The sequence below is a fragment of the Mycobacterium sp. MS1601 genome (genome assembly GCF_001984215.1).
Taxonomy (GTDB): Bacteria; Actinomycetota; Actinomycetes; order Mycobacteriales; family Mycobacteriaceae; genus Mycobacterium.
Genome location: NZ_CP019420.1, coordinates 4,591,159 through 4,615,372 on the forward strand (window position 1 = coordinate 4,591,159; position 24,214 = coordinate 4,615,372).

Consider the following 24,214-nt stretch of genomic DNA (forward strand, 5'->3'; position numbering starts at 1 on the left):
CCGGCTGGCCATGTGTAGCTCGGCCCTGCGCCCCCTTGCTCCGCTGGGGGTACCCCCACCCCGGCTCCTTCGTCGCCGCATCGGTGACCGCGCTACGAGTAACGAGCCACGAGCACCGGCACCGTCGCCGCGTTGACCACCGCCGAGCTGACCGAGCCCAGCAGCATGCCGGCAAATCCGCCGCGGCCGTGGCTGCCGACCACCACCAGCTGTGCGCCCCGAGCCTGTAACAGCAGTTGCGCGGCCGGGCGGTCGAAGGCCACCACTCGCTCCACCCGGACGTCGGGATACCGCTCCTGCCAGCCGGCCAACCGCTCTGCGAGCACCTCCTGGGCGTCCTGCTGCAGCGGCGTGAAGTCGAACCCGGGGAAGTCCATCACCCCGGCGTCACTCCACGCGTGCACCGCGATCAGATCGACACCGCGTCGTGAGGCCTCGTCGAACGCAACGGCCACCGCGCGCTCGGAGACCGGCGACCCGTCGACTCCGACGACCACGGGCCCGTCCGTGGGCACCTGCTGGTCGTGGATCACTGCCACCGGGCAGTGCGCGTGGTGTACCAGCGCCCGGCTCACCGACCCCAGTAGAGCACGCCCGATGGCACCGAGCCCGCGGCAGCCGACGACGATCGTCTCCGCGTCCTTGGACAGGTCGATGAGCGTGGAAATAGACGGCCCCGCAATGGATTCAGTGCTGATCTGTATCCCCGGAGCGGCCTGCTGTGCCAACTGCGCTGCCTCATCGAGGATCTCGCGGGCACGAGTCTGCTGCCATTCGCCGTAGCCGGTCATGGCGATCGGTTCCTGCCAGGCCATCATGTTCGGCGGCACGACGACGTGCACCAAGGTAAGTGCTGTCCGGTGCAGTTCGGCGGTCCGGGCGGCCCACGTGACGGCCGCCTTCGAAGGAGGTGAGCCGTCCACACCGACGACGAGTCCCAACGACATGATCGTGATCCTTTCTCACAGCGCCCGCGACGACGGGCAAACGAGTACCGAGCGCATGTCCCGGGTGAACCGTCGGTTGGTGACCAGCAGTTCAACCGAGCGTGCGTGACCTTCGAGGTGTTCCGACGAGATGCCCACCTGGATATCCAAATCCGGATGCATGTTTCGATACTGGGCGACGATCCGGTCCAGCCTGGCTTGCCTGAAGTCGGGGTTGGCGGCAACCACGAGCAGGGGGAGCCCACGAAGCTGGGCTTCGGCCACCGCGTTCGTGAGAAGGACTGTAGCGCCTACGAGTTCGTCGATCTCGGCGACAATGAAGCGTGGGTCGACAGCAGGTTCGCCGATGATCGCGACGGGGCAATGGGCCGAGCCGGCCACCGCGGCCGCGGTGGAACCGACGTGCAGGCCGCAGGACTGGCCGATGCCACGAATGCCGAGGACCACCATCTCCGCTGAACACGACAGTTCGCGTAGTACCGTGGCCGGCCGCCCATGGGCGACTTCGACGTCGATCTTGACCGGCCGGTCGGTTGCTTCGACCGCGGCCACCGCGGTGCGCAGCACCCGCTCTGCGGAGTAGTGGGACTGGAATACCGCTACCAGTCGAAGCGGGATGTCGCGGGTGACGGCTTCGTCGATCGCCCACAGCGCGGCGTTGACGGCGACCCGTGAGCCGTCGATGCCGACGACAATCGCTCGCGACGGTTCCAGTGCTGACCCCATGATGACCTCCTGGCAACAGCCCTTACGCTACGAGCCTGGTCATCGCCGCGACAGGGCCGAAGGGCCCTGAGGTCAGGGCACCAGGACAGCAGCACCGGAGAGCCGGCCGGCACTGAGGTCCTGGAGTGCTTCGTCAGCGCGGTCCAGGTGATACCGCGGGTGGGTGACCTCGAGATGGTGCTCCGCGGCGAAGGCCAAGAAGGCGCGGGCATCGGCGCGGGTGTTGGAGGTAACCGACCGCAGTTGGCGCTCTTGGAACAGGTGGCGCTGGTAGTTCAGGACCGGGATGTCAGTGAGGTGGATACCGGCCACGGCGAGGGTGCCGCCGCGGTCCAGGGCCTCGAGTGCGACGGGCACCAGGTCACCGACGGGGGCGAAGAGTACCGCCGAGTCCAGCGGCACCGGGGGCCGCGCGTAGGCGCCCTGCACCGAGGCCGCGCCCAATGCGCGGGCCAGTTCCTGGGCCTGCTCACCGCGGGTCATCACGTGGACCTCGGCACCCTGTGCCAGGGCCACCTGGGCGGTGAGGTGCGCACTGCCGCCGAAGCCGTAGATACCGAGACGGCCACCCTGGGGTACATCGGCGCGCTGCAGTGAGCGGTAGCCGATGATGCCTGCGCACAGCAGTGGGGCCAGCTCGGCGTCGGAATACCCTGCCGGCAACTTGTGCACGTAAGCCGCTGGAGCAGTGACGAATTCGGCGTATCCGCCGTCGGCGTCCCAGCCGGTGTACTGCGAGTACGGACACAAGTTCTCGTCACCGCGCAGGCAGTAGCGACACTGCCCGCAGGTGTGGCGCAGCCACGCCACGCCGACGCGATCGCCAATGCTCACGCCCTCGACGTTCGGTCCGAGCGCGACCACCTCTCCGACCACCTCGTGCCCGGGGACGACGTGGGCGCGATGCACCAGTAGGTCCCCCTCGCTGACATGCAGGTCGGTGCGGCACACCCCGCACGCCAGCACGGCGATCTGGACTTCGCCGTCGCCGGCTTCGGGTACATCGGTGCTGACCCACTCCAGTGGGTGGCCGCTGATCGGGCCGGGCGTGCGTACGCGCCAGGCCTGCATAGTCTGCGTGGTCACCCCTCCAGTGTGTCCCAAGCCGTCATCGTGCGAGAACCGGTGAGCAGGACGTCCATGTCACTGCCCACCGGCACGCAGTCGTCAGGAAATGAAATCTCCCCACACCCAACCGGATCCGCCGGGGACACCGGCCCCGCTGACACGAACCCAGTTGTCACCCCTGCGTTCCAGAACCTCAACGGACTGCCCACCGCGCAGAATGCCCACGGGTTGACCGACTCCGCCGGGCTGGGCGTAGACGTCGACGTCACCGGAGACCGTCGAGGTGGGCAGGGCGGGCTCGTCCGGCGGCGGAGGGGGAGGAGGCGGCGGAGCCTGTTGGGCCGGCTCCGGCGGAATGCAGCGGTACTTGCTCAAGGAGAACCACGAGTTCGAGGCGCCCTTGTTGTTGATCGTGGTGCCGCGCGCCACCAGGTCAGCGCCGATCTTGCCGGTATAGGTGTTCTCGAAACCGTTGTCCCACTTGATGGTGAAGATGAGATTGTCGCCGATGCGCGATCCCGACGAGGTACCCATCACCTGCGGGGAGCCGTTGCCGTGCACCGAGGCGCCAGGACCGTCGAAACTGGAACCCTGGTGGTAAAGGTTGACGATGAGCCCATTGTCCTGCTGCAGCGTCATGACCGACGGATAGACGTAATCGGCGCACTCCGGTGCAGCATTGGCCGGTGTGGCGCCACTGATGAGACCGGCCGCGGCCAGACCCGCCAGCGCGCCGCCGACAAGTTTGTATGACATGTGTTCCTCTCTGGACTCCGCCGCAGGACGGTGAAGTCGTTGGCGTTTTGTATGCATGAAAATGATCGGTTGACAGGTATTGCCGGTCGTGCGTAGTCGACTACCTGCTTTTCATGCATCACGCCGAGAGGATGAGGCCTACAGCGAGGCGATCTCGTATCCCCCGAGTTGGTCGACGAGCACGTGCAGCTGATCGTCGGCAGACCCGAGGGTGTGGTTGATGGCTGTCAGTCGCGCGGCGTAGTGCGCCACAGGGTATTCGGCGGTGACGCCGATACCGCCGTGCAGCTGGATGGCCTCTTGACTGATGTGCCGACCCGAGCGGGCGACCTGCAGCTTGGCTCGAGCGGCGATCACCGGGTCCAGCACGCCGTCGGAGATCGACATTGCCGCGTACAGGTTCATGCTGCGGGCCAACTCCAGCGAGACGTACATGTCTGCGGCGCGTTGTGTGAGCGTCTGGAACGTGTTGAGAGTGACGCCGAACTGCTTGCGGCTCTTCAGGTATTCCGATGTCAGTCGTAACGACTCTTCCATCGCGCCGAGCGCTTCGGCGCACAGAGCGGACTGGATCCGCACCAGGGCCCGCTGCACGGTGGCCGAGGCATCCGCTGCGGAACCGAGCGCCACGGCGGGAGAGCCGTTCAGGTCGATCTGGGCGCCGCGCTGACCGTCAAACGTGCGGTAACCCGTTTTGGTGACCGTGTCGCCATCGACGAGGAACAGCCCGGTGCCACCCTCGGGCAGGGACGCGGTGACCACCAGTTTGTCCGCGGTGTCCCCGGCGAGCACGGGATTCTTCTGCCCGCTGAGCGCCCAGGCGTCGCCGTCGGGCCGCGCCGTTGTCGTCACCGTCACGCCTGCGCCGCGCATGCCGGGTTCGAAGTGTGCGAACGCCAACAACAGTCGGCCTTCGGCCACCTCGTCGAGAAGTTGCTTCTGCTCGTCGGTGCCGGCTTCGGCGATTACCAAGCCGGGACCGAGCGCCGCAGTGAGCACCGGTTCCGGAGCCAACCGTCTGCCGAGTTCGGTGAGCACGAGCATGATCTCGATCTGCCCGGACTCCTCGGGATCGAAGCCGAGGCCGAGGATGCCGGTGTCGGCCAGTTGGCTCCACACTTCGCGGCTCCAGCCCAGATCGGTGTCGATCACCTTGTTGCGGCGCTCGGCGTCATAGCTGTGCGACAGGATGTCACGCGTGGTGTCGCGCAGCATCTCCTGCTCATCGCTGAGTTGAAAGTCCATGGCTTAGCTCACAATCCGAGGATGGTGGAGGCGATGATGGTGCGCTGCACCTCATTGCTGCCGCCGTAGATGGATGTCTTGCGGTAGTTCAGGTAGTGCGGGGCGCTGGCCTGCGCCCACTCGGGCGAGAGGATGGCGGCGGTTTCGAACGGCAGGATGTCAGGTCCGGCGACCTCCATCATCAGCTCGGAGGTGAGCTGCTGCAGCTGGCTGCCGCGCAGCTTCAGCACCGACGACGCCGGATTCGGCTGTCCGTCCTTGGAGCCCGAGGCCACCCGCATCTGCGTGAGTTCCAGTGCCAGCAAATCGTTTTCGGCTTCGGCCAGCCGGACGGCGAACAGTGGATCTTCGATGAGGCCGGTCTTGGTTGCGTGCTTCTTCACCTCGGCAAGGGCGACCTTGGTGGCGCCGATGCGGGCGATGCCGGTGCGCTCGTTGCCCAGCAGGAACTTCGCGTATGTCCAACCCTGGTTCTCTTCGCCCACCAGGTTCTCGGCAGGCACCCGGACGTCTTCGAAGAAGACTTCGTTGACCTCGAAGCTGCCGTCGATCAGTTTGATCGGGCGCATGGTGATGCCGGGAGTGTCCAGATCGATCAGCAGGAAGGAGATGCCGGCCTGCCGCTTGGGCGCCTGGGGATCGGTACGCACCAGGCAGAAGATCCAGTCGGCGTACTGCCCCAGAGTCGTCCAGGTCTTCTGGCCGTTGACCACGTAGGTGTCGCCGTCACGGATCGCGGTGGTGCGCAGCGACGCCAGATCAGAGCCCGCCTCGGGCTCGGAGAACCCCTGGCACCAGAAGATGTCCAGTGCGGCTGTGGGGGGTAGGAAACGTTCCTTGATCTCCTGGCTGCCGAACTCGGCGATGACAGGGCCCACCATCTTGGCGTTGAACGTCAGCGGCTCGGGCACCGACGCCAGCTGCATCTCGTCGAGCCAGATCTGGTGCTGGGTGGGCGTCCAGTCCTTGCCGCCCCACTCGACGGGCCAGTTGGGCACGGCGATGCCGTGCTCATGCAGGATCTTGTGGCTGTTGACGATGTCGTCTTTGTTGAGGTGCGTGGCTGTGCGGGTGCGTTCCCGCATGTCCTCGGGGAACTTGGTGGTGTAGATGGTGCGGAGCTCGTCGCGAAACGCGGCTTCCTCCGGTGTCAAAGCCAGCTGCACGGCTGCCTCCTGGTCGGTGTCGGGGATCTTAGACCGATGTTGAATACAGGCTAGCCGACCAGTTGGTTGGGTCAAAGTTGCGATTCCGGCGTGATCACCGTCGGTGAGCGACCGGAATCACGCCGAAATCACCGGGTGGAGGCCACGAAGCCGGCCATCAGTTTCCGGGAGTCCAGGGACCACTCCCAGTTGACCTCGGGATGCCACTGCACCGCGGTGACGGGCAGAGTGGTGGATTCGAAGCCCTCGACCAAGCCGTCGGGGGCCAGCGCAGTGATGACGTAGCCGGGGGCCAAATCGCGCACCCCCTGATGGTGCTGACCGTTGACGCCCAGGTGTCCGGCGACGCCCATCCACTGCGCCACCCGTGACTCCGGCTCGACGGCGACGTCGTGACTGATGCTGATCAACTGCTCATCCCCGGGCTCGTGGTTGATTCCCGATCCCCAGTCGCGCTTCAGGTCGCCGTACAGCGTGCCGCCCTCCAGGACATTGACCAGCTGAGAGCCGCGGCAGATTGCGAGCACCGGGATGCCGCGCTGCTTGGCCACCTCGAAGGCGACGGCCTCGTTGGCATCGCGCACCGGATCCACCCAGCCGAGTGTGGGGTCGTCGGGGTCGCCACCGTAGCGGCGAGGGTCGACGTCACCGCCTCCGCTGAGTAGCAGCCCGTCGACGTGCTCCATCATCGGTGTGATGTCCGTCTGCACGGCGCAGTCAATGGACAGAGTGACGGCGCCGGCCTGCTGCAGGCCGAGAAACATCCGTCGCCAGTGGCTCATCCGGCTCAGTTCCCACGAACTCATGGTGACGGCAATGACGGGCGGTTGGGTCATGTCAGCCTCACGGCGATGCGACGGGCCAGCTTGGTGGCCAGAATGTACGGGGTGGCGCCGAGCGGCCACTGCGAGACGATCTTGCCGGTGCCTGCGCGGAAGTAGCTCGACGTGGTGTTCCACACCGTCTTGGCCAGCTGTTCCTGCAGCCACTCGTTGTAGATCAGGAACGCCGAGCGACGGACCTCGATGACCTCTGCCCCCTGACGTGCGGCCCGGGAGATCAGTCCGGCAGCGAACGCGGCTTGCGCCTCGTAGAACGAGACCAGCGGCGAGGCATTGGTGTTGGGCCCGTACATCATGAAGAAGTTCGGGAAGCCGGGCACCAGCATGCCCAAAAACGCCTCCGGCTCGCCTTTCCACACGTCGTGCAGCTCCAGTCCGTCACGGCCGCGTACCCGATAGTTGCCCAGATAGTTGGCGGCGTCGAAACCTGTTGCCAGCACCAGGATGTCGAGGGCATGTTCGTCGCCGTTGGCGTCCACGGCTCCGGTGCGGGTCAATCCTTTCACCCCGTGCGGCACCAGCGAGACGTGGGGGAGTTGCAGGTCGGCATAGTAGGTGTCCGACAGGACGGTGCGCCGCGCCTCATAGCGAAACTGCGGGGTGAGCAGTTCCAGCAGATCGGGGCGAGCGGCCAGTTCACGGTGCAGGAAGGCCAGCGACTTTGCGGAGCGGATCTTGTGGTCGCGACCGCCGGCGCGGGCATGCCCGGAGAACAGCTGGCGTCGGTCGTATCCGAAGAACAGCCGGGCCCGCCGCCACTTGTACACCGGGGCCCACCGATTGGCCCGTCGCTCCCGCGGGGTGAACGTGCGACTTCCCTTGGGCACCATCCAGTTCGGCTGTCGCTGGAACACCGTCACCGACGAGGCGACGCGGGCAGCGGCACTCACCACCTGCACAGCCGAGGATCCGGTGCCCACCACTCCCACTGCCTTGTCGGTCATGTCGAGGCCGTCGATCCAGCGCGCCGTGTGGCACATCGCACCCTGGAAGTCGTTGTCACCTTGGGCGAAGGACGGGATCTGCGGGATGTTGAGGAAGCCGACGGCGCTGATGACTGCGGTGAACGCGCCGTGATCATCGCCGGAGGAGGTGCTGACGGCGTAGGTGTGCTCAGAATCGGACCACACCACGTCGTTCACGGCTTCGTTGAACCGGGTACGCCGCGGCAGATCCCACTTGTGGGCGACTTTCACCAGGTAGCCCAGCAGTTCCTGCCAGTCTGCATAGATGCCGGTCCAGTCGTGGCGCTCGAACGAGAAGGAGTAGATGTGGGTTTCGAGATCCACCTCGGCGCCGGGGTACCGGTTGTGATGCCAGGTGCCGCCGAAGCCGTCGGACTGCTCGAAGATCACGAAGTCGTGAATACCTTTGCGCTGCAATGCGACAGCTGCAGCGATGCCGCTGAAGCCGGCGCCGATGATCGCCACCCGGGGAGTCATTTGATCTGCGCCGTCCAGCCGCCGTCCACCACGAGGTCGGTGGCGGTGATGAACGAGGCACGTTCGGAGAGCAGGAAGGCGATGGCCTCGGCGATGTCTTCGGGCATTCCGAGCCGTCGCAGCGGGGTGCGCTGTTCCATGTTGGCGCGCCTGGCCGGGCTCTCGATGTAGAGCGGTTCGATCATCGGGGTGAGGACGGCGCCGGGGCAGACGGTGTTGCAGCGGATGCCTTCTGGGCCCAGTTGAACTGCCATCGCCTGGCTCAGCGACACCACCGCGGCCTTGCTCACTTGATAGGCGTCCAGCGGGGAATCCATGCCGCGCAATCCGGCGGTGCTGGCCACGTGGACGATGGACTTGCCGGTGCCACGGCGCAGATACGGCAGGGCCGCCACCGTCAGTTTACGCAGCCCGTGCAGGTTCACCCCCAGTGTGACCTCCCAGATGGACTCGTCGATGTCGAACGCCGATCCGTCGTGGTCGAACAGCGCCACCCCGGCGGCGTTCACCAGGTAGTCCAAACTGTCTAGCCGGCCCAGGATTTCAGCCGGGTCGTCGTTGATCAGGTCGTGTTTGACGTAGGTGATGCCCTCGGGCAGCTCCGCCGGGGCAGGTTTGACGTCGGCGGCCAACACCTCGACACCGTCGGCGGCCAGCCGTTGCGCGGTGGCCAGACCGATACCGCCGCCGGCACCGGTCACCAACGCTTTCATTCGGTCCCCAGAGCGTCAGCCAGCCGCGCGCCGGCGAAAGCCATGGCGCCTTCGGCGGTGGGGAAGATCTCGCTGAGGCCGAAGAAACCGTGCACCATGCCCGGCGTTTCGTGCGTCTGCACCGAAACGCCAGCGGCGGCGAGCGCTTTGGCGAACAGTTCGCCCTGCGGGCGGATGGGATCACATTCGGCGAGAATCACAGTGGCCTCGGGCAGTCCGCTGAGATCTGCCGACAGGACGCTGACCAGGGGATCGGTGGCGTAGTCGGAGTCCGGCAGATAGTTGTCTTGGTGCCACTGCAGTTCGTCGCGCTCCAGCATCACGCCGTCGTAGTCTGGGTCCATGCCGATGCTCAAATCGGTGGTGGTCACCGGGTACACGAGCAGCTGATGCTTCAACGCCGGGCCCGAATCGCGAACCGAGAGTGCCACGGCCGCAGCCAGATTGCCGCCCGCGCTGTCACCGGCCACCGCAACGCGGGAGGCGTCTACTCCGAGGTCGGCGCTCACTGCCCACGCCAGAGCGTCAACGGCGTCATGCACGGCGGTGGGGAACCTCGCCTCGGGCCCGCGTCGGTATCCGACCGACAGCACCGCGCTGCCGGAGGCGTTGGCGAGCAGGCGGGCCACCACGTCGTAGGAGTCGATGCTGCCCAGCAACCAACCTCCGCCGTGGTAGTAGACCGTCAGTGGCAACGCGGTCCCGACCACCGGCAGGTACAGCCGCCCGGGGATTCCCACGCCGTCGCGCGTCGGGATCGTCACATCCTGCACCGCGGCGATCGGCGGTTTGGCCAGTGCGCCGAATGTCGCTTCGAAGTTCTCCCGCGCGGTCTCGACGGGCAGTAGGTGGGCGTTGGGTCGCCCGGATGCTTTGGTGTCGTCGAGCATCTTCTGGGCGATCGGGTCGATCGGCATGTCCTTCTCAGATCCGTTCGTAGTAGCGGCGCGTCTCCCAGTCGGTGACGCAATGAGAGTCGAAAGCGGTCAGTTCGGCGGCGCTGGAAGCCACCAGGTGGTCGAACACCTGCGCGCCGAATGCATCCTTGGCCAGTGCACAGGTGCCGAACAGCTCCAGCGAGCGGTGCAGCGAGGTGGGTACACCGGCGAAACCTTCATGGGTCCAGGCATTTCCATCAAAAATGCCCGGGGTGGGCAGCTGACGGTCGATGCCGTCGATGCCTGCAGCGATGGTGGCGGCGTAGGCGTAGTAAGGGTTGACGTCCGCACCTGGGATGCGATTCTCCACCCGGAACGATGCACCGTGCCCCACCAACCGGAACGCACACGAGCGGTTGTCATGACCCAGTGCAATGGCGGTACCGGCGAACTGGTCGGGTTGGAAGCGCTTGTAAGAGTTGACGGTCGGGGCGAACATCAGTGTCAGGTCTGAAGCATGCGCCAGTTGACCCGCCACGAACGACCCGAAGACCGGCGACATCCCGTCCTGCCAGCAGAGCGGCTCGCCGTCGGTGGACCACAGACTGACGTGCAGGTGGCACGACGAGCCCACCTCGTCGATCTTCGGTTTGGCCATGAACGTGACGGTGAGGTCCGCATTGTGGGCCAGTTGTTTGATGCCGTACTTGAACAGGACATGGCGGTCGGCCATCTCGAGGGCGGTGCAGTAGTCGAGGGTGACCTCCTGCTGACCCAGGCCCCACTCCGGTTTGGACGATTCCACGGGCACGCCGAACTCCGGCATCTGGTTGCGGATCCGCTCGATGAACCATTCATCGCGGGCGGCCTGGACCATCTGGTAGTCCGAGCGGTAATCGGCCAGCATCCGCAGGTTCTGGTAGCCCTGCTCCCACGCCTGCTTCGGTGCCACTTCCGCCAGGTAGAACTCCAGCTCCGAGGCGAACTGCAGCTCGAAGCCTTTCGCCCGGGCCCGCTGCACCTGACGCCGCAGGATGGTGCGCGGCGCCACCGCCAGCAGTTCATCGGTGTCGGCGCCGTAGGCATCACAGATCACCAGCGCGGCATGCGGCTCCCATGGCACCCGCCGCAACGTCGCCAGGTCCGGCACCAGCCGGATGTCGGCCCACCCGTTCTCGGCGCTGGACACCGGCAGCTCCAGCGGGTTCATCTCGAGGTCCACCGCGAACACGAAACTGCTGGCGTTGATCCCGTCACCGCTGAGTCCCAACGACCGGAACGCCGGGATGGTGAGGCGCTTGCCGACCAGCCTGCCGAACGGGTCGGGGGTGGCGCAGATGACGGTGTTGATCACTCCGTCGGTGACCAGTTGCTCGAACTCCTCGGTGGTCATTGATGCTCCCGGTGTCGCGTGAGTTCCCAGTCGGTGATGGTGGTCTTCAGCCACGTGCGGTAGCGCTCCAGTTCGGCACGGCGGGTGATGACATACGACAGGCAGAAGTCCTCGCCCAGCGCCTCCCTGAGCCACACCGCGGACTCGAACCGATCCAACGCAGCGCCCAGATCACCCGGCAGGGGCACCGGCTCGGGCAGGTCCAGCTTCTCGGTGAGACCGCGCAGCCCGCCGGCCAACAGTGCCACGGCACTGAGATACGGGCTGGCGTCGGCGCCAGGACGGCGGTGCTCGATCCGTGACGACGGCAGATCACCGAGGATCACCCGGCAGGCCGCGCCACGGTCGTCGTCGCCCCAGTTGGACTGGTGCGGGGTGAACATCTCAGGGTCGATGCGCTTGTAGGAGTTGACATACGGGTTGAACAAGAGCGTCACATCGGACATCGTCGCCAACACACCCGCCAGGTAGTGCTTGCCTTCTGCGGACAGTGACCGGGGGCCGGTGGCGAGGATGTTGACACCATCGCGCACCAGGCTGGAGTGCACATGGCCGCCTGCGCCGGACTTGTCGGGGTAGGGCTTGGCCATGAAGCTGGCGTGCAGTCCCTTCTCCGCGCACAGGTCGCGCAGGTACTGCCGGGCTCTGGCGGCGCTGTCACAGGCCTGTAGCGCAGGGACGGGAGACAGGGTGAACTCGAACAGCCCTGGCCCAAGTTCGCTGTGCACCATCTCGATCTCGACGCCGATCTGCTGCATACGGAAGACGAATTCGCCGAACAGGTCCTCGGTTTCGGTGCAACGGGTCAGGCTGTAGGCATTCTCGGTGCGGCCCAGAGGTGTCCGGTCATCGTGGTAGAGCCAGACTTCGAATTCGAAGCCGAGCACAGGTGTCAGGCCTTGCCGGTGGTATCGCTTGATCAAGGAGTTCAGCACCGTGCGCGGTGACAGACCGCAGTCCAGGTCGGCGATCACCGCGTCCACCCCGGATCGCCAGGGCAGTTCGACCCGGGTGCCCTCGTCGACCACCAACAGCGCGTCGGGATAGCCGTTGGCGGCGCTGCTGAACGGGGTGTCGGCCACGTCGTCGACCAGCGACAGCCCGTAGACGATGGTGCAGAACGCCAGGCCGGGCTTGCGGCTCTTCTCGGTGCGGATCATCTTGCCGCGCAGTCCGTGGTCGTAGTCGGGTACCTCGATCTGCGTCATCGGCACGCGGCGGCTCATGGGGTGCCCCTCGTGCGACCCACCCGCTGATACACCGCATCGGGGATCAGGGACGGATCGCGGTACACCCACCAGGTACAGGTCGTCACCGGCTTCTCGGGTGTCCACACCGGTGCGTCGATCACCCGGGTGGGAAAACCCAAACGGTCGATCGGCATGACCTCGTTGAGTTGGCAGCAGTGCACGCAGTAGGAGCAGATGCCGACGGTGTTCCACGCAAAGTCGTGCTTCTCGGTGGTGATGGCGAAGTTGAATGGCGCTGCGGCGCGCGGTGTTCCGCCGGTGATCCGCTCATCGAGGGAGCGTCCGCCGGAACCGCAGGGGGCGAAGCGGAACCCGACCCGGTCGTCTTCGGTGAGGATCTCGATGTCACCGGCGCGGGCGGTGCCGGTGAGATGGGCGTGGAAGCCGTCGACGATGGCCACCATCAGCTGATGCGCGGAGGTGGTCCATGGTTGCGCGGACAGGTCGTATTTGCGCGTGTGCACGTCGTACCAGTCGGCCATCAGGAAATCCCACAGCGCACCCAGCTGGTCTTCGCCGACCAGGCGTACCGCCAGGTCGATCAGGCCGGACACTCGGTCGACAGCGTGGTCGTGGATGCGCTGCCAGATGTGGTGGGCGGCGGTGATGGCGGCACCGGCCGAAGGATCCCCACTGCGACAAGCGTAGGCGGCTCGTTCGACTGCCGAAGTGAATTCGGGCCAGTGCGAGGCGATTCCGGCCATGGCGTCAGTGCCGATGAGTGAAGTGAGGCGATCCATCCCCTGCTGTAGTGCCTGCGGGGCGACGCCGTGGTCCAGGATCCAGTCCGCGGTCGCGGCGGGCCAGCGTTCGTAGACGTCGAGGAGTTCCTCGGCTTCCAGTACCGCGACTTCGACCAGTGCGGCGGCAGTCTCACCGTCATCGAGATGGTCCAGCGCCGCGGCGAAGGTGCCTTTGGCCAGTTCGGTCCACGTGCCACTGCGTGCGTTGCGCCCCAGTGAGGGTTCGAAGTCGACCGTCATGTCAGCTGGAACCCCCCGTCCACGCGCAATTCGCTGCCGGTGATGTAGGACGCCTGATCGCTGAGTAGGAACGCGACGGTGTTCGCGATCTCCTCTGGTGCGGCGAACCGCCCGGCCGGCACCCGGTCCGCCAATTGTGCTGGGAAAGTGGAGGTATCGCCGTGGGTGGCGGCCATGGGCGTGGCGACGAAACCGGGCGCGACGCTGTTGACCCGGATAGGAGCCAGCGCGCGCGCCGACGACTGGGTGAGCATGTGCAGTCCCGCCTTCGACGCGGCGTAGTGCGGGGTGGGGTCCGGGTTGGACAGGGCGATCACGCGGCCTGCTTCGATGGAGGTGATGTTGACGACCGCGGCCGGCGAGCGTTGCCGCAAGACGGTGGTGAAGGTGTTGATGACGTTGTAGGCGCCCATCAGATTGATGTCCAGGCACCGCAGCCAGGTGTTGCGGTCGACATCGCTGAATCCGGTATCGTCAAGAATTCCAGCACAATTCACTACATAGGCCACGTCGTTGACCGGTGCGCCCTGATGCCTCAGCGTGCCCAGCAGGTCGACATCGCGGACGTCGGCGGCGCAGCAGAACTGGTGTTGACGGTCTGGTTCGGGATGGGGCAGTCGTACGTCGACCCGGATGGTGGCAATGCCCGCACCCATCAGGGTGCGGGCGATGGCTGCGCCGATCCCCGAGGCGGCTCCCGTCACCAACGCCGCCCCGCCACTGAACGTGAGAGGTAGCGAAGGCAATTGGGCTCCAAACCGGTATGGGTCGATTTTTTAGTACTTTAACCGAAGGTGGCCGAACGCGTGCGGTAAGCTCATCCGCCATGGCTTTGAGCCCGGTCCGGCAGATCCCCGCCCACGAACTGGTGGTGGACCAGATGCGACGCGCGCTCGAACTCGGTCAGTTTCGCCCCGGTGATCGGCTGCCGTCGGAACGCGAGCTCGCCGAGATGCTGGATGTCTCGCGTACCACGGTGCGTTCAGGCGTCGCGGTACTGGAAGGTGAGGGTCTGATCGCGGTGCGGCGCGGCCGCGGCGGCGGCTTCATCGTGCAGGCTCCGCAATACGACCCCGTGGCGATGCGTCGTGAGATGCGCAAGAACAAGCTCGAGATCCGCGATGCCTTCGACTACCGCGTCATCGTCGAGACCGGAGCCACACGGCTGGCCGCCGAACGCCGGCGGGCCACCGAACTCCGCCAGTTGCGCACCTTGCTGACCGGGATGGACCAGGCCTTGCAGACGGCGCTCGGTGATCAGTCAGCACAGCACACCACCGAGTTCCAGACGCTGGATACGGCGTTTCACATGGGCATCGCCGCCGCGGCTCAGAACGAACGGTTACTCGATGCCGTGGCCGATGCCCGGCGACGGATGTGGCTGCCGGTCGGGGCGATCTTCGGCCGGTTGGAACCGAACGCCAACGACTTCCACGAGCAGATCCTCGACGCCATCGAGGCCCGTGATCCAGACCTGGCCGCGCAGCAGATGGCCGCACACATCGACGACACCCGCTGCACCATCGAGGCCTGGCTGCAACGCTGACTTCTTCGCGATTCGGGCGTGAATTCGGTCGCTGAGCGGTCGAAATCACGCCGAAATCCCTGAAGATGGTGGCCGAGCATCGGGCCTGAAGTCTGACTTCGCTGACGGTGATGTAGTCCGTTCGTATGAATTCTCAGAGTCGAGCCATGACCGAGCTGCAACATCGGTGGAGCTTGATCATGCGACGGGTTGAAAGCAGTACGGGGAAATTGTCCCCGGTGTTAATCTCTGGCAAAACGCGGTGTGAAGCCAGGGGCAGGCTTCTAGAGCTGACACCGAGACGATTGCAAACAATCAATGGGGGCGGAGCGCAACGATGGCAAACTCGCGGTGACAGCGACGATAGCCTCTGGCCGAGATGGTCGGGAGGTTGGCAGCGGCAGCCGCGACATGGCTTTCCTGCGCCGGCTGGCGTCTACAGGGCGCGAAGCAGTTGGGTTTGCTGTCGGAGGTCGGCCGCATGTCTTGTTGAACAGCCCGGATCTTGTGAAACACGTGCTTGTGCATGGGTCGAGGTACTCAAAGGACACTCCTCCGAATCGCTTTTTTGCCGAGCACATTGCTGACGGCTTGCTCACCTCGGATGGTGAAGCCTGGAAGTGTCAACGGCGCAGCCTGTTACCCGCATTTCGCGACACAGCGGCCATGCGTCAGGTAACCGGGGAATGCATAGCGTGGGCGAGCGACACTCTTGACCAGTACACCAAAAGCGGTCAATGGTTCAGCATCGTAGATTTCATGTCTGATCTGACGCTCTCGATGACGACGAGGTACCTACTGGGGTTGGACCACACCAGCTTCGTTGCTCCTCTGCGAGATTTGGGGAAGCTTCTGGATGCCTCGTCGTCGCTGTTGGCTGACAGCGACCACGACGTTGCGCCTGTGCGCGCCAGGCTGCGGTCGGCTATCGAAACTTCGCTTGCTGCTGCGGAGCCCGATCAGGGATGGTGCCGCCGGGAGGTGATCGCCAACGCGGGCGACAGCAACCGGGAGGTCTACGAGCAGATCGCGGCGCTGTTGTTGGCTGGCTACGAGACGACGGCGAATGCGCTGTCGTGGGCCTGGATCCTGCTGACGCAACACCCGAAGGTGTATCGGAAATGGCAGCGGAGTCTGGACGTCGACGAGTTCACCGACGATACCGATCACCTCTTCGCCGAGACACTTCGCCTGTATCCGCCCGCGTGGCTCATGGGGCGCCGGGCGGTAGTCGACGACACGATTGGTAGGTTGTCCATCCGGGGAGGCAGCATCATCGCCATCAGCCCGTACCTGTTGCACCGCAACGAAACCCATTGGCCACAACCGCATCGGTTCGATCCTGGGAGATTCGCTGTGCAGGGGTCTGCGCGTAGCCATTCGTACGCCTATCTCCCGTTCGGTGCGGGCGCACGCCACTGCATCGGAGCAGCCTTCGCCAGGATCGAAGCCAGTGCCATCCTGCGATCCCTCGGCCGTAACTACAGTTTCGAGCCTCGTGATCCGACCCTGCCGAGCCCTGCCTTCAAGTTCGTGTTACGTGCGCCGACCTCTTACCAGGTCAGAGTGCATGCACGTACCCCCCGTCAGGACTGAGGGGACGGTCTTCCGTTGGACGCAGATGCCATAGTCGTCGGAGCCGGACTCGCTGGCCTCATCGCGACCCATGAGCTGACCCGCCAGGGCAAGAAGGTGGCCGTGCTCGACCAGGAAAACCGAGGGAACCTCGGAGGCCAGGCCTTCTGGTCAGGTGGAGGTCTGTTTCTGGTGAACAGTCCAGAACAGCGCCGGTTGGGCATCAAAGACTCCGTCGAACTGGCCTGGAGTGATTGGTGCGGAAGCGCCTCCTTCGACCGACTGGACGGTGAAGACCAATGGGCGGCCCAATGGGCCCGATGCTATGTCGAGTTCGCCGCAGGAGAGAAGCGAAGCTGGCTACGTGAGCACGGGGTCAAACTGCTGCCGGTGGTGGGCTGGGCTGAGCGAGGTGACCTGCGTGCCGACGGGCACGGCAATTCCGTCCCGCGCTTTCACCTCACCTGGGGTGCCGGGAATGGAGTGCTCGAGCCGTTTGTGAACTCGGCACTGGACGCTGCGGCTCGCGGGTTGGTCACGTTTCATCACCGACACCGGGTTGACGAACTGGCGTTGTCCGCAGGAGCGGTATGCGGGGTTCGTGGGGCTGTACTGGCGCCCGACGATTCGCGGCGGGGAGAGCCTTCGAATCGAGATATACTGCGCCAGTTCGATTTCAGTGCTCGCTGTGTCATTCTGACCACTGGTGGCATTGGAGGCAATCCGACTTCGGTGCGACAGCACTGGTCTCCGCGGATGGGTGTCGCACCCAGGTCGATGATCACCGGCGCGCCCGCCTACGTCGACGGCAGGATGCTCGATATCGTTGCCGCCTTGGGCGTGCGCGTGGTCAACAGAGATCGGATGTGGCACTACGCCGAGGGTGTGCAGAACTGGGACCCGGTCTGGCGGGGGCATGCGATCCGAGTACTGGCAGGCCCATCGTCCATGTGGTTCGATGCGCTCGGGCGGCGACTACCACAGCCCTTCTTACCCGGTTACGACAACCTTGGCACGCTGCGCTACTTACGTACCACTCCCGAGATCGCTGAATTCGACCACAGCTGGTTTATCCAGACCCAGAAAGCAGTTGCGAGAGAGTTCGCATTGTCCGGTTCCGATCAGAATCCAGATATCGCCAACAGAAGCCTTACTGCGTTCGCGCGTGAGCGGTTGCTGCGACGTGGCGCGCCCACCCCGGTAGAGGCATTCAAGAAGCATGGCGCCGATTTCATTGTCGCTGACACCCTGGAGGATCTCGTTGCGAGGATGAACGGGCTGACAGAACGACCGCTGCTGGATGTTCGCGCGATGCGCAGTCAGATAGAGGCGCGTGACCGTCAGATGGCCAATCCCTACTCCAAAGATTCTCAGGTACAGGGTTATTGGAATGCTCGGCGGTTCATCGCTGACCGGATAGGCCGGACCGCGGCGCCACACCGCATACTCGATCCGACGGCGGGGCCGTTGATCGCGACCAAGCTGCACGTTATGACCCGTAAGACTCTGGGCGGTATTCAGACGGACCTGTCATCGCGGGCATTGGGTCACGACGGCACTCCGGTCGAGGGCCTGTTTGCCGCCGGGGAGGCCGCCGGATTCGGTGGGGGTGGCGTGCACGGTTACAACGCGCTGGAGGGGACATTCCTGGGGGGTTGCGTGTACTCGGGACGTATCGCAGGCAGGGCCGCGGCCGATGCATTGTAAGTGTCAGCAACTTAGATTCTGCGTGCTGCAGGCAGTTTGCCACTGGCAAATTCAACGACCACATGGACATACCGGAGGGACTTGATCCGATGATCTTGCATTTTGTCGCGCATGTGACATGTGGGACGCAGAATCGAGTGAGTTCACTTTGCCAGAGTTGCGAATGTCGGAACACCGGGGAGGCTCGCATGGGGAAAGCGTCGCGACATGGATGAGTCAACGGGCGCAGGAACATCGCTGCCTATTGACTTCTACGAGCCCTCAAGGCGGTCGCGCACCCCAGTGTTTCTGTTGCCGGGCCTGGCCGGTGGCAGTTGGATGTGGGAGCCCGTCGCCGTTGAAATGTCAAAACAAGGCCATCCCGTGGCGGTTCTCTCAAACGCGCTGGGGCTACACCCACAGGTGCAACACCACGAGCGACTTGTTGACGAGGTCACCGCCGTGGTCCGTGACACGTTCTCCGAACCGCTGGTGCTGGCAGGTAACTCGTTGGGCGGTCTGGTTGCGACTCAGATTGCTGCGGCACAACCTCAAATGGTTTGCGCTCTGGTCTTGACTGGGTCCGCGGGGTTGGGCGAGCAGCCACTGCCATTGTCCTCATCGCAGCTTCACACGGTGTCGAAGAGCTTTGCTGCCGAACAGGCCAAGCGATTCTTCTTCCACAACTCCGCTTTGGTTACCCCGGAGCTCACAGACAAGGCCTACGAGCCGTTCATAAACGCCTCGAGCAGACAGAAGCTGGCGATGCTGCGATCGGTGCGACTGACCCGTGACTATGACGCCCGCCATCACTTCGCGGTCATCGCGGCGCCCACGCTGCTGGTGTGGGGCAGCGACGACCACCTCACTCCCGCGGAACCCTGGCGAGCCGCGCCGTCATATTTCCGCCGGTGCCGCTACACCGAGATTCCCGCAGTCGGCCATTCGCCGATGTTCGAGAAGCCTGGCGAGTTCGTCGCTTTGGTAGCCGAGTTTCTCGACGAGATCGCCCATGAACAACCTGAATTGACTTCTGTCGTCACGGAGAGGGACAAATGACCGACCAAGAACGAGGGCAGGGATATGCGGCTATCCGCTCCGCGATCCTGCGATGCACTCCTCAACCTCCAGAACATCTCGATGAAGGGACGGCTCTTACCGATCTCGGACTGGATTCCCTCGGAGTGCTGGAGTTGATGCTCACATGTGAGGCCGAACTGGGTGTGGAACTCTTGTCCGAGGAGGCGCCGGAGATGCGTACAGTCGGGGACGCGGGCGACTTCATCGATCGTCGCCTGGACGCACTGCGAGCGTCCTGAGTCATCGTGAGCCGATTCACCGACGACCTTCATCGGTCTGCCGCGTCCTCACCGCGAGGTCTGTTGTCTGTCGTCGGCGACACGCCGCGGCACCAAACCTGGGGCCAGGTTGCAGACCGGGCTCGACGTATGGCGGGTGCACTGTCGGCGTGTCGGGTGAAGCCGGGAGATTCGGTGTTGATCCTGGCGGGGCACGCCTGGGATGTTGCCCCGTTGGCTCAAGCCACGTGGATGTGTGGTGCCGCCGTCACAGTTCTCCAACAACCCACGGGCCGAACTGATCTCGGCCAATGGTTGCAAGACACCCTGCGTGCAGCACGCATGCTGAACGCGTCCCGCATCTTTGTGGGGGAGCCATGCGCTGATTTTGGCCCGCCACTTGAAGCCGAGGGCCTCGAAGTGGTTCCGCTCTCGATGCTCGAGCACGGAAAGCCGATCTCGCCGACCCCGACCGCGGACTCAGACATTGCATTGAGGCAACTCACGTCAGGGTCAACCGGTGCACCGAAAGCGGTTGAGATCAGCTTCCAGAACCTGACCGCCACCAGTGCGGCCATGCAGACTGTGCTGGAGTGCGATCCCGCCGAAGACGTATTGGTGAGTTGGCTTCCGCTGTTTCACGACATGGGCATGATTCTGTTCGTGGTGTGGCCAATGCACATGGGCCTTGAAGTCATCTCGACCACTCCAGATCACTTCATCCGGAACCCGCGCGTGTGGCCCGACCTGATCGGGCGGTACCGAGGCACGATCACGGCTGGGCCGGACTTTTCGTACGCGGTACTGAACCGCATTCTCGACCGTGCAGCCCCAGGAACATTCGACATGAGCAGCCTTCGGGTTGCGGTCAATGGTGGCGAGTCGGTCAACTTCGCCGAGACGCACCGACTGGCGGCGCTCGGTGCGTCGTTCCACCTTGGGCCCCACGTGCCGGCGCCATCGTATGGGATGGCGGAGGCCACGCTCGCCGTGACCACGACGCCGTGGCGAGAGAAGCCCCATGGCGACCGAATCGAACTGGAATCCTTGATCTCTGAGAAGCGAGCGGTGTCCACCGACATTGACGAGGGATCGATCACCGTCACCTCTGTGGGTACGGCATTGCCCGGCGTCGAGATTCGGATCAGAGGACAGTCCGGTGAGCTCGAGACCCGCCAGGTCGGTGCCATCGAGATCCGAGGGGAGTTCATTGCGCAGCGGTATGTCACCGAGGCTGGGGAAGTTTCCCTGGCCAGTCCAGACGGTTGGTTCGACACCGGCGATGTCGGATACTTCGATCAGGAGATGCGGCTGTACATATGTGGTCGAAGTAAGGACATCATCATCATCGGCGGCAACAACATTCACCCGACGGAGATCGAGCGTGTCGCGGCCACCGTGCCGGGAGTTCGCAAGGGCAACGTTGCTGCAGTGGCAATTGCAGCGTCGGAGTCCGCACGCGAGGGGTTCGCAGTGCTGGCCGAGTCGACGTTGCACCACGACGGCGACCATTGCCGGCGGATGATGTCCGAGGTGATCCAGGCCGTTACCCGGACAGTGGGATACAGTCCCCGGACAGTCCGGATCCTTCCACCGGGCACTCTGCCCAAGACGACATCGGGCAAACTGCGCCGGACGCAGGCCGCAAGACTTGTTGACCTCAGCGGGTGAGATACGCGCGTAAAGGTATCGCGGGCCGGCGCATCGAGTTCGTGTCGATGTCTGCACTCCGGGTACGCGAATGACCAACTATGTTGATCGAGCCTCAAGAATCTGTCGATTGCATCCGTTCCTGGTACTCGCTGTTTGGATTGCCCTGGCCCTGTTGGGCAATCTGCTGGTGCCGCACATCGGTTGGGTCGTTCGCCAGCAGGCCATCCCCATCCTGCCATCGGACTCACCCTCGGCGGTCGCGCTACAGAACATGGGCAGAGATTTCGCCGACTCCGCCTCGAACAACCTCACGTACGTGGTCCTCGAGCGGGACACCGAACTTGGTGAATACGACCGCGACTTCTACGACCGATTCTTGGACCGGCTGGACGTCGACACCACTCACGTAGACTCGGTTGTCGATCTGTGGAGCGATCCCATCTCGCGCTCGGCCAGCCAGAGCGAAGATGGTTGTGCGATGTACGTATTGCTCCGGCTGCGCGGACAGCTTGGTACAACTGAAGCAGCGGAATCGGTGGCTGCGGTGCGCGATTCGGTCGCCGATGTCGGTCCGCCTGCCGGTCTGGGCGTCTTCGTCAGCGGACCGGGGCCGACGGTCGCTGACGAGCTCACTTCCGTAGGCAACGAGGCGATTGTCAACACAGCGGCGACCGCTCTTGTCATTGCGTTGTTGCTCGTCGTGATGTACCGCTCGGTGGTGACCTCGCTGATCCCACTCATTCCCGTCGCGGTTGCACTCGCGGTGGCCCGTCCGGCGGTGGCTTTCTTGGGTGACCGCCAGATTATCGAGCTGTCGTTGTTCTCCGAGAATCTGCTTGCCTCGATCACACTCGGGGCGGTGGCGAACTATGGGATCTTTCTCATCGGGCGCTACCAGGAGTTCAGAAGGGCAGGGGTGGCTGCCGACGAAGCGTTGGACAAGGCGTACCGCAGTGTCGCTCCAGTGGTGGCTGCGTCGGCGTTGACGGTGGCACTGGCGCTGGCCTCCCTCGACTTCGCCCAGGTGGGGCTACTTCGAAGTGCCGGATTGCCGTGCGCCATAAGCCTTCTCATAGGTCTGATGTCGGCACTCACGGTGGCGCCTGCTCTGCTTGCACTCGCTGCGCGCCGCGGGTTGGCAGAACCCCGTGCCACTGCCGAACGTCGACGCTGGCGACGGCTCGGTGTCGGGGTGGCACGGTGGCCTGGGCCCGTCATGATTGCCGCAGCCGGAGCGTTGCTGATCCTGGCACTGCCTGCATTGGCCACCCGCATCAGCTTCAACGAAGCCCGAGCGCAACCACCAACGACTGAATCCAACCTGGGTTATGCCGCAATGGACCGGCACTTCCCAGCCAACCGGATCCTGCCCGAGATCGTCTCGATCAAGGCCGACATGGATCTGCGCACCCCGTCAGGCATGATTGCGATCGAGACCGTGACTCGAAAGATCTTGGAGATCGCCGACGTTCGACTTGTGCAGTCTGCGAGTCGTCCTGCGGGTTCGATCCTGCCGGAAAGCCAGATCACGACACAGGTCGGTCAGATCGCGGACCAGTTGAGCGCCAGTGCCGACGACCTATCGAATCGCCTGGCAGACAGCGATGACGCTCTGGCGGATCTGGCCGAGATCGATGCGGCGCTGGGTCGGCTGGAGGACGGCTTGACACAGGGCGAGACACGAATGGCCGACGTCTCTGACGTCGCCGCTGACATCTCCCAGTGGCTTGACGGGCCCGAGGCGTACACGACGGCGATGACCGGCTATCTGCAGCCTTTGCGTCAGTACACACGTTCGACGTCTGACTGCGCGCAGACAGCGCTGTGCGCCGTAGTCGAGAAGCTCCTGATGCCTGTCGATATCGCGGCGGCCACCACGACTAAGCTCAACGACCGAGTCGACCGGCTCGAGGCAGGCTTGCGCGACGCAGGCAACTCGATCTCTGCTGCCACGGTTGTGGTCGCCGATGTGCGGCAAGCTCTTCGAAAAACTGAGGCCTCGATCTCGGAGGCATCTGCAGCGTTACGCTCACTCAAACCACAACTGGATGAGTTCATCGACTATGCCCGAGGTCTTTCGGACAGTTTCAAGGGCTCTGCCGAAGGCGGGTTCTACCTTCCGGAGCACGCGTTGACGGACCCGAGATTCGATCGAGTGCGTGAGTTGCTGTTCGCCGCCGACGGTCGAGCGACTCGAATTCTGGTGGTCAGCGACGGGGAGGTCTTCGGGGCGGACGGCGCCCAGCTGTCGCAGGAGTTGGAATCCGTTGCTGTGCAGGCGACCAAGGATGGGGTGTTGCGCGACGCCACAGTCCAGGTGGCCGGAGTGGGCTCGGTGGTACGTGACCTCGAAGGCTCGGTTTGGCATGACTTCACAAATCTTGCTGTGGTCGCGCTGGTATTGGTTCTGCTCGTCGTCACGGTGCTGTTGAGGTCGCCTGTAGCGGGGCTGGCGGTGGTGGTGACAGTAGCTGTGTCTTATCTGTCGGCCATCGCGGTGAGCGCTCTCTTCTGGCGTACGGTCTTCGGCTACGACCTGCACTGGTCGGTGCCACCGATCAGTTTCATCGCGTTGGTCGCAGTGGGCGCCGACTACAACTTGCTGTTCAGCTCTCGGTTGAAGGAGGAGAGCGTTGTCGGTATCCGCACCGGGTTGATCCGCACATTCCACGGTACGGGAAGCGTTGTGACGGCGGCAGGACTGATCTTTGCGCTCACGATGTTCGCCTTGATACGCAGCGAAATCATCAGTGTCGCCCAGATGGGAACCACCATCGGCTTCGGACTCTTGATCGACACCTTCATTGTGCGCACTTTCGTGGTACCCAGCATTGCCGGCCTCACCGGGCGATGGTTCTGGTGGCCGTTTCGCTTGCGGGATGCCAGAACCGGCATATCGGTGAGACCCTCGTCGTTGTGAAGGCTTGCAGCAGTCGGGACTCAGAGCAATCGCCGACCCGGACGCGATCGCGATCACGGCCGGCCCCACGGCGACGAAAGCTGTTACTGGTGGTCTGCCTGAGGTGTCTCGCCACCGGGCACGTGCGTGTACAACGGGCCTTCGTTGA

The 24,214-nt window shown here is 64.3% G+C and carries 21 protein-coding genes; 7 read left to right on the forward strand and 14 right to left on the reverse strand.

Annotated features, from left to right (window positions below):
• Positions 1 to 92 precede the first annotated feature (92 nt).
• The 14 genes from BVC93_RS22185 to BVC93_RS22250 all read right to left on the reverse strand — a co-directional run bounded on the left by BVC93_RS22185 (position 93) and on the right by BVC93_RS22250 (position 14,155).
• Positions 93 to 947 carry a universal stress protein gene (locus BVC93_RS22185; RefSeq protein ID WP_083739345.1) on the reverse strand — a complete coding sequence of 285 codons (855 nt, stop codon included), beginning with the start codon at positions 945 to 947 and terminating at the stop codon, positions 93 to 95.
• Between the two features lie 15 nt (positions 948 to 962).
• Complete coding sequence (locus tag BVC93_RS22190; protein ID WP_083739346.1) at positions 963 to 1,673, reverse strand: universal stress protein; 711 nt, start codon at positions 1,671 to 1,673, stop codon at positions 963 to 965.
• A 72-nt stretch (positions 1,674 to 1,745) separates the two neighbouring features.
• On the reverse strand, positions 1,746 to 2,744 hold the full coding sequence (locus tag BVC93_RS22195) for a zinc-binding alcohol dehydrogenase family protein (RefSeq protein WP_083739347.1): 999 nt from the start codon (positions 2,742 to 2,744) through the stop codon (positions 1,746 to 1,748).
• A gap of 96 nt (positions 2,745 to 2,840) precedes the next feature.
• Positions 2,841 to 3,497: an SH3 domain-containing protein gene (locus BVC93_RS22200; RefSeq protein ID WP_192860065.1), complete on the reverse strand. Its 657-nt coding sequence runs from the start codon at positions 3,495 to 3,497 to the stop codon at positions 2,841 to 2,843.
• Positions 3,498 to 3,635: 138 nt separating this feature from the next.
• Positions 3,636 to 4,742, reverse strand: coding sequence for an acyl-CoA dehydrogenase family protein (locus BVC93_RS22205; RefSeq protein ID WP_083739349.1), 1,107 nt, complete (start codon positions 4,740 to 4,742; stop codon positions 3,636 to 3,638).
• An 8-nt stretch (positions 4,743 to 4,750) separates the two neighbouring features.
• Positions 4,751 to 5,908, reverse strand: coding sequence for an acyl-CoA dehydrogenase family protein (locus BVC93_RS22210; RefSeq protein ID WP_083739350.1), 1,158 nt, complete (start codon positions 5,906 to 5,908; stop codon positions 4,751 to 4,753).
• A 128-nt stretch (positions 5,909 to 6,036) separates the two neighbouring features.
• Positions 6,037 to 6,744: a gamma-glutamyl-gamma-aminobutyrate hydrolase family protein gene (locus BVC93_RS22215; protein ID WP_083739351.1), complete on the reverse strand. Its 708-nt coding sequence runs from the start codon at positions 6,742 to 6,744 to the stop codon at positions 6,037 to 6,039.
• Positions 6,741 to 8,192 (reverse strand): flavin-containing monooxygenase, encoded by a 1,452-nt coding sequence (locus tag BVC93_RS22220; RefSeq protein WP_083739352.1) that lies wholly within the window; start codon positions 8,190 to 8,192, stop codon positions 6,741 to 6,743. The genes BVC93_RS22215 and BVC93_RS22220 overlap by 4 nt, the downstream gene beginning before the upstream one ends.
• Positions 8,189 to 8,905 (reverse strand): SDR family NAD(P)-dependent oxidoreductase, encoded by a 717-nt coding sequence (locus tag BVC93_RS22225; protein ID WP_083739353.1) that lies wholly within the window; start codon positions 8,903 to 8,905, stop codon positions 8,189 to 8,191. Before BVC93_RS22225 ends, BVC93_RS22220 begins: the two co-directional genes overlap by 4 nt.
• Positions 8,902 to 9,822, reverse strand: coding sequence for an alpha/beta hydrolase (locus BVC93_RS22230; protein ID WP_083739354.1), 921 nt, complete (start codon positions 9,820 to 9,822; stop codon positions 8,902 to 8,904). Before BVC93_RS22230 ends, BVC93_RS22225 begins: the two co-directional genes overlap by 4 nt.
• A gap of 7 nt (positions 9,823 to 9,829) precedes the next feature.
• Positions 9,830 to 11,176: a glutamine synthetase family protein gene (locus tag BVC93_RS22235; RefSeq protein ID WP_083739355.1), complete on the reverse strand. Its 1,347-nt coding sequence runs from the start codon at positions 11,174 to 11,176 to the stop codon at positions 9,830 to 9,832.
• Positions 11,173 to 12,402, reverse strand: a complete 1,230-nt coding sequence (locus BVC93_RS22240; protein WP_083739356.1) for a glutamine synthetase family protein — start codon at positions 12,400 to 12,402, stop codon at positions 11,173 to 11,175. The genes BVC93_RS22235 and BVC93_RS22240 overlap by 4 nt, the downstream gene beginning before the upstream one ends.
• Entirely contained in the window at positions 12,399 to 13,409 is a 1,011-nt protein-coding gene (locus tag BVC93_RS22245) for a hypothetical protein (RefSeq protein WP_083739357.1), read from the reverse strand. Before BVC93_RS22245 ends, BVC93_RS22240 begins: the two co-directional genes overlap by 4 nt.
• Complete coding sequence (locus BVC93_RS22250; RefSeq protein WP_236950072.1) at positions 13,406 to 14,155, reverse strand: SDR family NAD(P)-dependent oxidoreductase; 750 nt, start codon at positions 14,153 to 14,155, stop codon at positions 13,406 to 13,408. The genes BVC93_RS22245 and BVC93_RS22250 overlap by 4 nt, the downstream gene beginning before the upstream one ends.
• Before the next feature lie 80 nt (positions 14,156 to 14,235).
• Between BVC93_RS22250 and BVC93_RS22255 the strand changes: the two genes are divergently transcribed.
• From BVC93_RS22255 to BVC93_RS22285, 7 genes are all read left to right on the forward strand, one after another.
• The gene (locus tag BVC93_RS22255) at positions 14,236 to 14,955 is read left to right on the forward strand and encodes a FadR/GntR family transcriptional regulator (protein ID WP_236950073.1); all 720 of its coding nucleotides are present in this window, start codon (positions 14,236 to 14,238) and stop codon (positions 14,953 to 14,955) included.
• 297 nt (positions 14,956 to 15,252) lie between these two features.
• Positions 15,253 to 16,530: a cytochrome P450 gene (locus BVC93_RS22260; protein ID WP_083739360.1), complete on the forward strand. Its 1,278-nt coding sequence runs from the start codon at positions 15,253 to 15,255 to the stop codon at positions 16,528 to 16,530.
• A gap of 15 nt (positions 16,531 to 16,545) precedes the next feature.
• Positions 16,546 to 18,216: an FAD-binding dehydrogenase gene (locus BVC93_RS22265; protein WP_083739361.1), complete on the forward strand. Its 1,671-nt coding sequence runs from the start codon at positions 16,546 to 16,548 to the stop codon at positions 18,214 to 18,216.
• 318 nt (positions 18,217 to 18,534) lie between these two features.
• Positions 18,535 to 19,254 carry an alpha/beta fold hydrolase gene (locus BVC93_RS22270; protein WP_192860066.1) on the forward strand — a complete coding sequence of 240 codons (720 nt, stop codon included), beginning with the start codon at positions 18,535 to 18,537 and terminating at the stop codon, positions 19,252 to 19,254.
• Complete coding sequence (locus BVC93_RS22275; RefSeq protein WP_083739363.1) at positions 19,251 to 19,514, forward strand: phosphopantetheine-binding protein; 264 nt, start codon at positions 19,251 to 19,253, stop codon at positions 19,512 to 19,514. Before BVC93_RS22270 ends, BVC93_RS22275 begins: the two co-directional genes overlap by 4 nt.
• 6 nt (positions 19,515 to 19,520) lie before the next feature.
• Entirely contained in the window at positions 19,521 to 21,164 is a 1,644-nt protein-coding gene (locus BVC93_RS22280; protein WP_192860067.1) for a long-chain-fatty-acid--CoA ligase, read from the forward strand.
• Positions 21,165 to 21,273: 109 nt separating this feature from the next.
• Complete coding sequence (locus BVC93_RS22285; protein WP_192860068.1) at positions 21,274 to 24,066, forward strand: MMPL/RND family transporter; 2,793 nt, start codon at positions 21,274 to 21,276, stop codon at positions 24,064 to 24,066.
• The last annotated feature ends 148 nt before the right edge of the window (positions 24,067 to 24,214 follow it).